Source organism: Arthrobacter sp. H20, assembly GCF_000520515.1.
Classification (GTDB): Bacteria; Actinomycetota; Actinomycetes; order Actinomycetales; family Micrococcaceae; genus Arthrobacter_D.
Genome location: NZ_AZRY01000213.1, coordinates 1 through 12,491 on the forward strand (window position 1 = coordinate 1; position 12,491 = coordinate 12,491).

Here is a 12,491-nt window from a genome sequence, read left to right on the forward strand (position 1 = left end):
ACTGATCCGCCTTCAATCCCAGGGAAACGTGTTTGTGTGAGATGCGCGAGAGGAGATGGTCCGGCAACTGGTCCGGGGTGTTTACAAGGCAACCCGCGAAAGCGGCCACGGATCCTGCCAGCGCCTGCTGCTGTTGTCCGTCAGCCTGGTTTCCCCTGTTGAAAAGTCCATCCAACAGATCCGGGCGGGCCTCAAACATGTGGGCGTAGAAACGTCGGGCGATCTCTTGGATGTTTTCACCCACCACGGGCAAGGTTGCTTTGACGACGGGAAGCGCGGTATCTGAAAGCATGGGCGGACTCCTTCTAGGTGGTCCGAACGGACACGTCCGGGCCTTGGTTTCCTCACTTCACGTTAGCACCGCCCGCACAGTGCGCTTCACTAAGGGCGTCAGTGCTGTTTCGCCACCGGCAATAGCGCGACGGAACCCGCCGCCCGAGAATCATTCAGCAACGTGAGCGATTCATCAAGACCCCGACCAAGATCCGCCGTCACCCGCCCCAGCCGCGCCCACAATCTTGAAAATACTGTTCGGTGCCTGGTATCGGCTCCCCGTTGCCGTCCAGTACTTCCCAGCAAGGGGCAACCGGTATCGCTCTCACCTGGATCAACGCCGCCCATCACTGAACAGTCAGGATGTCATCACCCGGGCCAAGGCGGCGAACCTCTCGTTGCCCGCCAGATCCTCAATGAGCACTGACCGTCCGTCAGGCCCAGCGAGAGGGATCCGCCAGTTAGGGTACTCGTCCTTGGTCCCCGGCTGGTTCTGGGTGCGCCGCTCGCCCACCGCATCGGTCAGCGCGACGCCGAGCAGCACCGAGGGAGTCCGCACGATGAACTCATGGAGGGCCTCGATCGTCGCCTCTGCCGTGTCTGAGGCCCCTTCGCCTGACGGCTCGGTCTCTGAGCGGACCAGAGCCAACACGGATTCCTGCGCCGCCTCGTCGGCAGCCCGTTCGTCATCGACCGGACGGTTCAGCAGGCCCAGTGACTCCCTCAGGTCGACGTGCTCACCGGCCAGGTATCCGGCGGTGGGCGGCAGGTCATGGGTGGTCACGCTGGTCAGGCACGCCTGACGGTAGCTTTCAGGCCGGCGTGGGCCGCCGTCGTCGTGCTCGAACCACAGGATGGAGGTGCCCAGGATCCCTCGCTCGGCAAGGTAGTCCTGCACCCCCGGCTCAAACACGCCGAGATCCTCGCCGATGACGACGGCATTCGCCCGTTGTGCTTCAAGAGCCAGAATGCCGATGAGCGCCTCGTGATCGTAGTAGACGTAGGTCCCGTCCCCTGAGCCACCGCCCGCAGGGATCCACCAGAGACGGAAAAGCCCCAGGATGTGGTCCACTCTGATCCCTCCGGCGTGTTTGAGGACGGTGCGCAGCATGTCGCGGTAGGCGGCGTACCCGGACTCGGCGAGACGGCCCGGGTGCCACGGTGGCTGGCTCCAGTCCTGACCCTGCTGGTTGAACATGTCAGGTGGTGCTCCAACACTGATCCCGTCGGCCAGGACGCTGCGCAGCGACCAGGCATCGGATCCATGGGAGTGCACCCCGACGGCCAGGTCGTGGATGATCCCGATGGACATTCCGGCGTCCAGCGCGCCCTGCTGCGCGGCGGCCAGCTGCTCATCACAGAGCCACTGCAGCCAGAGGTGGAATTCAACCCGGTCTGCCAGCACAACCCGCTGCGCGTCAATATAGGAGGAGTCATCCCATTCGGGCGCGCCGGCAGGTAAGAACTCGGCGAGCGCACACCACAGGGCGAAGTCCTCTAGCCCGGCGCCTTCCTGAGCACTGAATTCGTCGAACTCGAGCTGACGGTCGGCGCCCAGCGGCACCCGGTGAATAGTCTCCAGCGCGTTGAGCTTCGCCGAGTAGCTGCTGTCGCGGTCGAGGATTTCCGCGTCCTGGTTGGCGTGCTGCAGGGTGGCAGCTGCCTTCTCGATGTCAGCCCGCTCAGCGTCGCTCAGCGCCCCATACTCGGGGACGTCCTCCACCCGGAGGTAGAGCGGGTTGAAAAAGCGCCGGGTCGATGGCAGGTACGGCGATGGTTCAACTGGTGGGGCCGGCTCAGCGGCGTGCAATGGGTTGATAAGGACAAAACCGGCACCCCTGCTCGCCGAAAACGCAGCCAGCTGCCGCAGATCAGCGATGTCCCCGATACCCCAGGACGCCTCTGACCGCACCGAGTACAGCTGCGCCATCAGACCCCAGGTACGGGTGAGGCGCGCGGTGGTGGTCAACCGTTGTGGAGTGATGACGATCGTGCACTGGACGTCGTTGCCGTCGGGCAGTCTCGCGTACAGGGTGTGCCAGCCGAGCGGCAGGTCACCCGGGAGGGTGACGTGCGTGCGCTGCAGCACAACGCCGTCGATCTCTGAGCGCTCCACTGACCTACCGGACAGTTCCAGTTCCCGGTGCCCGCCATCCTCCAGTACCAGGCGGATCGAAGGCCAGCTCCCGGCCGGACTCGTGATGGGGATGTCCTGGGCGATCGCTTCCCGGCCGACGACGACGGGAGGGAGCGTCCGGCGCCACGGCGCGGTTTCGGCGTCGCGTAGCGACCGGGCGGCGTGGTCACCGGTCTTGCAGGGCACGCCGAGGGCCGTGAGTACCTTCGTCAACGTCTGCGAGCTGACGCTTCTCTCCTCGCCGTCCCAGCCGCGGAACGCGGTACCCACGTGATGGGCTTCGGCGAGGCGGAGCAGGAGATCGGCCTCCGGTGGTCCGGATGAACTGGGTGTAGTCGTTTCAGGCATACCCACAAATCTAGGGGGTTGGAGAGTGCTTCGCTACGCTTGACCGATGGAAGAACAGCAGCGGATCCGACTGACAGCGACTGTCCGCGGGACAGTCCAAGGCGTGGGCTTTCGCTACTACACCCACAAACAGGCGGTTCGGTTGGGCTTGACCGGAATCGCCTCTAACCAGGCGGACGGGTCGGTGCTGGTCATCGCCGAGGGTGAGGACTGTGCTGTGCGTGAGCTGGCCAGTTGGCTCAGCTCCCGCGCCACACCTGGTCGGGTGGACGACGTCGACACGTCCTACGGGGAGCCGACCGGAGAGCTTCAGGACTTCAGCACCGGATAAGTCCGCCGGGGAGTAGCATGAGGGCACAGTTTCATCAGGGTCACCGACCCGCGGCGGACCCGTGTTGCAAGGGGACAGCCATGAGCGCCGAATCACAGCCCCAGTCCGAGGAAACCCGCGCTGCGTCAACCGCTTCGGGGGACGGACAACCAGTAACCCAGCGACGAGCCCGCGAGGTCGCCGAGGCCGCGCGCGAGACCGAGTGGACGCGCCCCAGCTTCGCAAAAGGCCTGTACCTGGGCAGCTTCGACCTGGGGCTGGTCCATCCACACCCGCGCCTCCTCGCGGCGGAGCAGGAGGACGGTGACGCGTTCATCAAGGACCTCACTGCCTACGCCGCCACCCTTGATAGCAGCAGGATTGAACGCGACGCGCAGATCCCCGACGAGTACCTCAGCGGGTTCGCTACCCTCGGCGTGTTCGGCATGAAGATCCCCAAGGAATACGGCGGCCTCGGCCTGTCCCTGACCTACTATGGCCGGGCGCTGATGCTCCTGAGTTCAGTTCATCCCAGCATCGGTGCCCTCGTCTCTGCGCACCAGTCCATCGGCGTACCCGAGCCAGTCCGAGCCTTCGGCACCCCGGAACAGAAACAGCGGTACCTCCCCCGGTGTGCCGCGGGGGCGGTCACAGCGTTCCTCCTCACCGAGGCCGACGTCGGCTCGGATCCGGCGCGCATGGGGGTGACTGCGACGCTCGACAACAACGGCGCCACCTACACCATCAACGGCAGCAAACTCTGGACCACCAACGGGGTGATCGCCGAACTCGTGGTGGTGATGGCCAGGGTACCGGCGCACGCGGGCGGCAAGGGCGGCATTTCGGCTTTCGTGGTGGAAGCCGATACCCAGGGCATCACCGTGGAGAACCGGAATACGTTCATGGGGCTGCGAGGTATCGAGAATGGCGTGACACGGTTCGACAACGTCAGGGTGCCGGCGGCCAACCGGCTGGGCCGCGAGGGACAGGGCCTGAAGATTGCCCTGACCACCCTGAACACCGGCCGGTTGTCCATCCCCGCCATCTGCGCTGCGGCTGGCAAATGGTCGCTGAAGATCTCCCGAGAATGGTCCAATGCACGGATCCAGTGGGGCCACCCGGTCGGTCACCACGAGGCCGTGGGACAAAAGATAGCGTTTATCGGGGCCACTGCCTTTGCCCTCGAGGCCGTGTTTGAGCTGTCCGCCGGGCTGGCCGACAGTGGCCAGAAGGACTTCCGCATTGAGGCAGCCCTGGCGAAGCTCTGGTCCAGTGAAATGGCGTGGAGGGTGGCGGACGAGCTGGTGCAGGTCCGTGGCGGCCGCGGCTATGAGACCGCAGCGTCACTCGCCGCCCGGGGTGAGCGTGCAGTTGCCGCGGAGCAGCTGCTGCGTGACCTGCGGATCAATCGGATCTTTGAAGGGTCCACCGAGATCATGCACCTCCTCATTGCCCGGGAGGCAGTTGACGCGCACCTTTCGGCGGCGGGCGACCTGGCGTCGTCGGACGCTGACCTCACTGCCAAGGCGAAGGCCGCACTCGGCGCGAGCGGGTTCTACGCCCGTTGGCTGCCGAAGCTGGTGGCTGGCCAGGGCATGAACCCTGGGGCGTACAGCGAGTTCGGGCGGCTAGCGCGGCACTTGCGGTTCATTGAGCGGTCCTCCCGGCGGCTGGCCCGCAACACGTTCCTGGGGATGGGGCGGTGGCAGGCGAACCTTGAGTACAAGCAGGTGTTTCTCGGCAGAATTGTGGACATCGGAGCTGAACTTTTTGCGATGGCGGCGGTCTGCAGTCGCGCCGAGCTCCTGAGGACCACGGATCCCGACGCCAGCCCCGCCGCCCTCGAGCTGGCTGAGGCCTTCTGTCTGCAGTCGCGGGGGCGGATTGGTCGGCTCTTCGCCGAACTGTGGACCAACACTGACTCGTCCGATCGTGGTCTCTCGAAACGCCTCCTCGACGGGCGCTACACCTGGCTGGAGAAGGGAATCCTCGATCCGTCAGAAGGAACCGGTCCATGGATCGTGCCGCCGCCGCACGGACCCTCCCCCCGGGAGAACCTGCACCGAAACTACCGCTGACCCTCGCTCCTGCCGGGGCTGGGCCACTTTCCTGGAGCGGCTCTGACGCTGCAGGCCCGTGGGCGTGCACGTTTCCCCAGGTACTGGCCTCTCCAACGGCGTGTCCCCCAGCGGAACAGGGTCCCGGCGTCCAGAACCGGGGGAATCCCGCACAGCGAGGGCTCGCGCAATCGCAGGTTTAGCGGACCCAAATATGCGGAGCGGGCCATCTGGTGCTGGGCAATGAGTTGTTGAGGCGCCACTCGTGGACCCATTCCGGCAGAACCAGATCGACAGGCGGCTGTCCCAGCGCAGCGAAGATGTCCTTATTGCTGACCGGGCCGCTCTTGGACACCAGCCGGGTGGCGATGACTGCCTTGGCATAGATTTCGCGGCCGCTGACCATGCGCTGCTCAAAGTAGATGGCCCGCTCGTCGAACCCGATGATCCGGGACTCGATCGAGTACAGCTGTCCAAGGGTCAAGGATTTGCGGAAGCTGATCGTCTCACCGTTGCGACCGGGCTCCAGCCTTTGCGGCGCATCATTGACCAGGTGCCGCTGCGGATCATCAGGTCGAATCGGCCCAGATCCATGAGCGAGAAATACATGCCGTTGTTGACATGCATCGCGATGTCGATATCGGTGGGCAGCACGCGGAGCGGCAGCGAGGACTCACCCCAAATGCTCAACCTGGGGCGACGCCGGGAGATAAACAGGGTCAGCAGGGTCAGGAACAGTAAGTGCATGGGCCCATATTACCGGCGAGTAACATTGCTGAACCACCAGGGTCGGCAGTCGCCAGGTCACAGTGATACCCCGCGCCGTCAACGGTTGTGCCTAGACTCGGATGATGAAAGCACCGTACCCGTACGCCCTGCCCTTCGACCGGTACCGCGCATTGCTGGCCCGCGATCACTCACTCATGGCTGACCTCGCCCCGTCCGCGCTGACCTCAGCTGTGCCAGCCTGCCCGGACTGGACCGGCGAGGACCTGGTCAGGCACACGGCGATGGTGTACCTGCACAAGGCCGAGTCCATCAGAACCGGGGCCAAGCCGACCGGCACCTGGCCACCAGCTGAACTTGCTCAGATGGATCCGGTTCACGCCCTCCAACAGTGCTACGCGCGCCTGGCGGACCAGTTCGATTCCCACCAGCCGGGGGATCCAGCGTTCACCTAGGTCAAGGACGATCAGAGTGTGGGCTTCTGGATCCGCAGGCTGGCCCACGAGACATCAATCCACCGCTACGATCTTCAGTCGGCGGTGGGCAGTCCCGAACCGATCGACCCTGACTTGGCTGTTGACGGCATCGACGAGGTCCTCACAGTGATGCTCGTCCGTAGCAAGCCCGACGACGACGCTAGCGGTTCCACGATCACCGTGCGGAGCGCTGGACTCGCCTGGACCCTTGCCATCGCCAGGGATGTTGTCACCCTGGAGCGGCAGGTCAGCGACCGCGCCGACGCGCAGGTCAGCGGCCCGCCGTCCGAAGTGCTGCTCTGGCTGTGGGGTCGCGGACCTATGCCTGCCGGAGCCCGGGAAAGTGCCGCAGCAGATGAACTCCGACGGCGTCTGGCCTCCGCCACCTAGCACCCGGCGCGATCAGACCCGGATGTCCTCCGACTGGAAGAGTGCACTCACCGATTCGCCCGTGTGAATGCGCCGGATCGCCTCGGCGAAGGCATTGGCCACTGAGATGACCTTCAGTTTTGGGTGGACCTTGTCAGCCCCGATCGGAACGGTGTTGGTACACAGCACTTCAATGACGTCGTCGCGCTCGGCGATGCGCTCCACGGCGCCGTTGGAGAAGATGCCGTGCGTGCAGACCACCCGAGCCTTCCGGGCACCCATTTTCGCCAGGTGATCCAAGAGTTCAAGGACGGTGCTGCCATTGGCGATCTCGTCGTCGAGCACCACAATGTCCTTATCCCTGACATCGCCGATGATCGAGGTGATCTGCACGCGGTCGTTCTCGAACCGCTCCTTCGCACCGGCCGCCACCGGGGTACCCAGGAGGCGGGAGAACGCTGTCGCGGCCTTCGCATTGCCCAAATCGGGGGACACCACAATGGTGTTGCTCTTATCGAGATCCTTGAAGTGTGCTGCGAGTTCACGCAGGGCGTGCAGCTGATCCACTGGCACACCGAAGAACGCCTGCACCTGCGGCGAGTGCAGGGTCATCGTGAGGACCCGGGAGGCCCCCGCGGTGGTCAGGAGATCGGCGACCAGCTTGCCGCCGATGGAGATACGGGGGGCATCCTTCTTGTCGGATCGCGCATAGGAATAGTGGGGAATGACGGCGGTGATCCGGCCTGCTGAAGCCCCGCGGGCGGCATCGATCATCATGAGCAGCTCCATCAGATTCTCCTGCACCGGCTTGACCAGCGGCTGTACTATGAACACGTCCCGCTCCCGGCAGTTCTCCAGCAACTGCACTTCAAGGCAATCGTTGGCGAAGCGCTGCAGCCGGGACGGAAGCAGCGGCACACTCAGGTGCCCACAGATCTCCTCGGCGAAACCCCCACTTGCTTGTCCACTGAAAACGGCGATCTCTTTGATCAACGGCTTACCTTTCCACGGCAGTTGGTGGGGATGGTGCTGTGCACACCATTGTCGTACAGATTGGAGCGCCGCGGTTCCCGGTGACGTAACGTAGATGCCGGATCGGGCTCTACCGAACCGACAATGAAGTCCATTCACAGGAGAAACATGCCCATGCCAGCCTCAGGTCCCCCAGCCAAACAAAAAACATCGGTTGTGTCGGCGGCCATGCGGCCGATCAACTCTGTTGTCGAACGGTTCCTCCCCAGCGCCCTGGTCTTCGCCGTCGTCCTGAGCCTGGTCGTCGCAGCCGCCGCGTTGATCTTTACCGACGCGGCACCGGTTGATGTCCTCAACGGATGGGGTGATGGGCTGGCGGGGCTGCTCGCCTTCATGACCCAGATGGCGCTCATCCTCCTGCTCGGCCACGCTTTGGCCCACACCAGGCCGGTCCGGAAGCTCCTGTCCCGTCTCGGCGGCATCCCCCGGACTCCGATCCAGGCGTATGTATTTGTCTTCGTCGTGGCCGCTACCGCGTCCCTGATCACGTGGGGTCTGGGGCTCGTTGTCGGTGGCCTGCTCGCCAAGGAAGTTGCTGCGCAAGCCCGTGAACGTGGCATGGCCCTGCACTTCCCCATGCTCGTTGCCGCAGGATTCTCCGGCTTCGTGGTGTGGCACATGGGCTACTCGGGATCCGGCCCGCTGACGGCAGCCACCGAGGGGTCCTTCATCGCTGAGCAGCTCGGCGGCACCATCCCTATCACCGAAACCACCTTCTCCTGGTGGAACATCACCGCTGCCATCGCCACCATCGTCCTGGTGAGCGCCGCGCTAGCCCTCGTGTCACCGCGCGGCGGCGACACGATCTCCGAGCTGCAGATCGACGCACGGCACACCGATGATGTATCGCTCGACGACGACGTCGTCACCCCCGCCGACCGCATCGACGCCAGCCGCATCCTCACCACGATCGTTGGCCTGGCGCTGGCGGCCTACCTGGTGGTCCACTATGTGCAGGGCGGCACTGCCACACTGGACATCGTCAACTGGACGTTCCTGGCTCTCCTCTTCCTGCTCGTCCGCAGCCCCTTCGAGCTGATTGCTTTGACCAAAAACGCCGCCTCGAACGTCGGGGAAATCCTTCTCCAGTTCCCCCTCTATGCGGGAATCATGGGGATGATGACGACAACGGGACTCATTAACGTGGTCTCCGACGCGTTTGTGAGCATCGCCAACCCGACCACCTTCGGACTGTTCGCGCTCCTCTCCGCCGGACTGGTGAACTTCTTTGTCCCATCCGGTGGCGGGCAGTTCGCTGTCCAGGCGCCGATCATGCTTGACGCCGCAGAACGGCTGGGTGTTGACCCAGCAGTAGCGATCATGGCCGTGTCCTATGGCGACCAGTGGACCAACATGATCCAGCCCTTCTGGGCGCTTCCCCTGTTGGCTATCGCTGGCCTGAAGATGCGGGACATCCTCGGCTACACCATGGTCACCCTGATCGTCTCGGGCCTGGTGTTCGCGGGGATCCTGCTGGTTGTCGGTGCAAGCTAGCGGTGGGGTGACTCGCTTGCCGCTGGTGGCAGCCCCTGTTCCTTCACTAACCGGCGAAGCCCGCCCTTCGGTGGCACCATCACGGGGGTAGGCCACCGTGGTGGGAGATTGTCTCCCAGGGTGACCCGCCGAATCTTTCGGCCTGCCAAGGGCAGCACCCAGTCGTGGACCCACCGGCGCTGTGCACGTTCCCATTCTCTTAGCGTTAGCGGCACCGCCGGCTCCCAGTCCTTGAGCTTCACCGAATGGTGAACCTCGAGGAGGTCAAGCACCCGGGACGCCATATATTTGTGCCCCGCCTTGGACATGTGCAGCCGGTCCGGGCCCCACATCCGCCGATCCTCATAGGCGTCGAACGCCCAGTAATCCACCAGATCCGCTCCGTAGCGGCCGGCGAGGCACCGGACGCCGTCGTTATAAAGTTGGTGACGCTTCCGCAGCAGCCGTAGGGCGGGAGTGACATTGACGTCGTACCCCGTGAACAGGAGCAGCCGGGCGCCGGTAGCAGCCAGTGGTGCCAGCAGGTCCTCGTAGGCGGCCAGAAGCTGCGGTACTGAAGTACCGGCGTCGAGGATGTCATTACCTCCGGCGTAGAGGGTGATCAATGTGGGGCGAAGCGCCAGCGCTGGCTCCAGCTGCTCGGCGGCAATGTGGCGCAGCCGTTTGCTGCGCACGGCAAGGTTTGCGTACTCCCACCCCGGCTGGTCCTTCGCCAGTTTCTCGGCCACCCGATCGGCCCAGCCGCGAACCTCGTTGGGCAGGTGAATATTCTGATCCCCCACCCCCTCGGTAAAGGAATCGCCCAACGCTACGTATCGCGGCATGTGCTTACTAGTGCCGCCCTGGCGGCCACTCCGCGCTGACCGTCACAGACGAAGGAGCTCATGTTCAACCACTACCTCCTCATAGTGCTGCACCAGCAACTCGCACAGCACCGGCCAGGTCCGGCCCTGGACGCTCGCGAAAGCGGCTTCAGCGAAGGCCTGCCGTTTGGCGTCATCGCCCATCAGATCCGCCACGTGGGCCCGCAGCTGATTGAGGTCTCCCGGCGGGTAGAGCCAACCGGTGCGGGACACGTCGACGAGGTCAACGGGTCCGCCCCGTCCGGTGGCGACGACTGGGACGCCGGCGGCCATGGCTTCCTGGATGGTTTGGCAGAAGGTCTCGAGCTCGCCAGGGTGAACGAAGAGGTCGAGGCTTGCCACGGCTGTTGCCAGCTCCTCGCCACCGAGGAACCCGGTGAAGACGGCGCTGGGGAGTGCCTCCTGCAGTGCTCCGCGCAGTGGCCCGTCGCCGATGATCACCAGCCGGGTGTTCGCAATATCAGCCAGCACCCGTAGGTCCTCCACCTGCTTTTCCGCTGCGAGCCGACCAACATACCCGATCAGCCGTTCTCCACCCGGGGCGAGAGCTAACCGCAGCGCCGGGTCCCGGCGTCCGGGGTGAAACCGCCTGGTATCAACTCCCCTGCGCCAGAGGTGCACCCGGGGAATGCCGTGACCTCGCAACTGGTCCACGGCGGAGCTGGACGGAGCAAGCGTGCGGACGGCTCCCGCATGGATGTTCTCGACCCGCTGCCATGCCCAGTTAGCGAGGAAAGGCACCCCATACCTGGCGGCATACCCGGGGACGTCGGTCTGATAGACCGCAACTACCGGTATCCCCAGTTGTTCAGCGGCCCGCATTGCCCGCCATCCCAGCTCGAACGGGGAGGCCAGATGAACGATGTCAGGGGCGAAGTCCGCGAGGATGTTGCGCACCCGGGTCACCCCACCGAGTGCCACCCTGACGCTGCCATACCCGGCCAGCGGGACAGCAGGCAACCGGTGGACGCGCACCGTCCGTCCACCGACCGGCTCAGTTCCGCCAGCACCGGAGGGGGCGATCACCAGCACCTCATCCCCTCGCGAGGCAAAATGCTCAAGCATCTTTAGGACGGAATGGGTTACCCCGTTCACGGCGGGCAGGAATGTTTCGGCAACAATCACGATCCTCACACCAACACCGTTGCACCCCCGGGTTGGGCTGCGGTGACCGGCAGGTGTCCACCATCCAACGGATCGGTGAACACCTGGAGACGCCCCCAGACTCCGGGTGGCGATGCCCCCCTATGGCCAGAGCAGGGTCTGGGACCAGCCGTCGCCATGCCTGGCGTAGCGCACCCGCAGATGCCGGCGTTCGGGGTCGGCCTGCCAGAACTCCACGGTGTCTGGGGCGACTGTGTAGACGGTCCACGTAACTGATCCCGGCGTCGGGCCGTCACCTTCGAGGCGGCCAACCTGGACGGCGACGGCGTCGTTCAGGTCTTCACGACTGCCCAGGACGCTGCTCTGCTCACCGGCGAGCACCAGCGCCCGGGCCACTGGGTGGCGCCTGCGGAAGTCGGCGTCGTTCTCCTCGGTCCCGGCGGGACGAACCGTGCCCCGGACGCGGATCTGACGACCCACCGACGGCCAGAAAAAATTTAGCGCGGCTGTCGGGGATTCCTGGAGTTGGCGCCCTTTGGGGCTCTCGCTGCTGGTAGCGAAGGAAAAACCGCCAGTATCAACGTCTTTCAGGATCACCACTCTGGCATCAGGGAAGCCGTGCCGATCAACAGTTGCCAGCGTGACTGCATGAGGTGCTGCCACCTCAGCATCGATGGCAGCCGCCATCCATTCGAGGAACAGGTCTACCGGCGAGCTGGGCGCACTATCGGGGTCGAAGTCAGGCAGCGCGTCGGGGAATGCGGGCACGCCGCGGACGAGGTCCCGCAGTGATCGATGATCAGTCATTCCATCAGCCTAGGCCCCCGCCGTCGCGTTAGAGTCGATCAATGACACCCGAGAAGGACCATTTTGCCGGCGGTAAGGATTACACCCGCTGGACCACCCCGTTGGGAAAGCTCCTGGTGCGATGGGTCCGCCTGCTGGCGGGGTGGATCGGCCCGCACTGGGCCGTCCTGCTGATCCTGGTACTGGGGGGAGGGATTGCCGTCTCCCTCGCCGTCGCATCTGCTGAGGTGTATGAGGCAGTGGCCGAGACAGACGGGATCGCCATCCTGGACCAGCCAGCACTCGATGCCTCGGTGCATTTGCGCAACCCGGCCCTGGTTGCCCTGGCAAGCGGATTCACGTTTCTGGGCGGCCCCATTGTGATGCCCCTCCTCACCGCCGCGGCCATAGCCGCCCTCTGCTTCCGACGCCGGTCAGTCACGCCACTGATCCTCGTGGCGGTGGCAGCGGCCGGCTCGCTGCTGATGACTGTGCTTGGGAAGAACGCGATCGGCA

General features: G+C 64.7%; 10 protein-coding genes and 3 pseudogenes. 6 read left to right on the top strand and 7 right to left on the bottom strand.

Going from position 1 to position 12,491, the window contains the following annotated elements:
* Positions 1-292: pseudogene (locus tag Y703_RS17265) on the bottom strand (globin domain-containing protein); the annotation flags it as partial.
* Positions 293-631: 339 nt separating this feature from the next.
* Complete coding sequence (gene malQ / locus Y703_RS0101700; protein ID WP_026551348.1) at positions 632-2,758, bottom strand: 4-alpha-glucanotransferase; 2,127 nt, start codon at positions 2,756-2,758, stop codon at positions 632-634.
* A gap of 46 nt (positions 2,759-2,804) precedes the next feature.
* Between malQ and Y703_RS0101705 the strand changes: the two genes are divergently transcribed.
* Complete coding sequence (locus Y703_RS0101705; protein WP_026551349.1) at positions 2,805-3,089, top strand: acylphosphatase; 285 nt, start codon at positions 2,805-2,807, stop codon at positions 3,087-3,089.
* 80 nt (positions 3,090-3,169) lie between these two features.
* The gene (locus Y703_RS0101710; RefSeq protein WP_026551350.1) at positions 3,170-5,146 is read left to right on the top strand and encodes an acyl-CoA dehydrogenase family protein; all 1,977 of its coding nucleotides are present in this window, start codon (positions 3,170-3,172) and stop codon (positions 5,144-5,146) included.
* A 178-nt stretch (positions 5,147-5,324) separates the two neighbouring features.
* Here the strand turns inward: Y703_RS0101710 and Y703_RS17270 are convergent.
* A pseudogene (locus Y703_RS17270) lies at positions 5,325-5,872 on the bottom strand (acyl-CoA thioesterase).
* A 101-nt stretch (positions 5,873-5,973) separates the two neighbouring features.
* Between Y703_RS17270 and Y703_RS20640 the strand changes: the two are divergent.
* Both Y703_RS20640 and Y703_RS20645 read left to right on the top strand, forming a co-directional pair.
* Entirely contained in the window at positions 5,974-6,306 is a 333-nt protein-coding gene (locus Y703_RS20640) for a maleylpyruvate isomerase N-terminal domain-containing protein (RefSeq protein WP_081743326.1), read from the top strand.
* 18 nt (positions 6,307-6,324) lie between these two features.
* Positions 6,325-6,717, top strand: a complete 393-nt coding sequence (locus Y703_RS20645) for a maleylpyruvate isomerase family mycothiol-dependent enzyme (protein WP_051427203.1) — start codon at positions 6,325-6,327, stop codon at positions 6,715-6,717.
* Between the two features lie 12 nt (positions 6,718-6,729).
* On the opposite strand, the gene Y703_RS0101725 is transcribed toward Y703_RS20645, so the two are convergent.
* A complete protein-coding gene (locus tag Y703_RS0101725; RefSeq protein ID WP_026551351.1) occupies positions 6,730-7,686 on the bottom strand; it encodes a ribose-phosphate diphosphokinase in 957 nt (318 codons plus the stop codon).
* 156 nt (positions 7,687-7,842) lie between these two features.
* Between Y703_RS0101725 and Y703_RS0101730 the strand changes: the two genes are divergently transcribed.
* Positions 7,843-9,222, top strand: a complete 1,380-nt coding sequence (locus Y703_RS0101730; RefSeq protein WP_026551352.1) for a short-chain fatty acid transporter — start codon at positions 7,843-7,845, stop codon at positions 9,220-9,222.
* Here Y703_RS0101730 and Y703_RS0101735 read toward each other — a convergent pair.
* The 3 genes from Y703_RS0101735 to Y703_RS0101745 all read right to left on the bottom strand — a co-directional run bounded on the left by Y703_RS0101735 (position 9,219) and on the right by Y703_RS0101745 (position 11,996).
* Positions 9,219-10,046 (bottom strand): SGNH/GDSL hydrolase family protein, encoded by an 828-nt coding sequence (locus Y703_RS0101735; RefSeq protein WP_026551353.1) that lies wholly within the window; start codon positions 10,044-10,046, stop codon positions 9,219-9,221. The genes Y703_RS0101730 and Y703_RS0101735 overlap by 4 nt on opposite strands.
* Before the next feature lie 42 nt (positions 10,047-10,088).
* On the bottom strand, positions 10,089-11,219 hold the full coding sequence (locus Y703_RS0101740; RefSeq protein WP_026551354.1) for a glycosyltransferase family 4 protein: 1,131 nt from the start codon (positions 11,217-11,219) through the stop codon (positions 10,089-10,091).
* A 111-nt stretch (positions 11,220-11,330) separates the two neighbouring features.
* On the bottom strand, positions 11,331-11,996 hold the full coding sequence (locus Y703_RS0101745) for a pyridoxine/pyridoxamine 5'-phosphate oxidase (RefSeq protein WP_026551355.1): 666 nt from the start codon (positions 11,994-11,996) through the stop codon (positions 11,331-11,333).
* 41 nt (positions 11,997-12,037) lie between these two features.
* Between Y703_RS0101745 and Y703_RS0101750 the strand changes: the two are divergent.
* Positions 12,038-12,491, top strand: a pseudogene (locus Y703_RS0101750) (phosphatidic acid phosphatase); the annotation flags it as partial.

Excerpts from the sequence above, each read along its gene's own strand:
- Y703_RS0101745 (WP_026551355.1), bottom strand. The coding sequence starts at position 11,996 with ATGACTGATCATCGATCACTGCGGGACCTCGTCCGCGGCGTGCCCGCA.
- Y703_RS0101730 (WP_026551352.1), top strand. The coding sequence starts at position 7,843 with ATGCCAGCCTCAGGTCCCCCAGCCAAACAAAAAACATCGGTTGTGTCG.
- Y703_RS0101705 (WP_026551349.1), top strand. The coding sequence starts at position 2,805 with ATGGAAGAACAGCAGCGGATCCGACTGACAGCGACTGTCCGCGGGACA.
- Y703_RS20640 (WP_081743326.1), top strand. The coding sequence starts at position 5,974 with ATGATGAAAGCACCGTACCCGTACGCCCTGCCCTTCGACCGGTACCGC.
- Y703_RS0101735 (WP_026551353.1), bottom strand. The coding sequence starts at position 10,046 with ATGCCGCGATACGTAGCGTTGGGCGATTCCTTTACCGAGGGGGTGGGG.
- Y703_RS0101710 (WP_026551350.1), top strand. The coding sequence starts at position 3,170 with ATGAGCGCCGAATCACAGCCCCAGTCCGAGGAAACCCGCGCTGCGTCA.
- malQ (WP_026551348.1), bottom strand. The coding sequence starts at position 2,758 with ATGCCTGAAACGACTACACCCAGTTCATCCGGACCACCGGAGGCCGAT.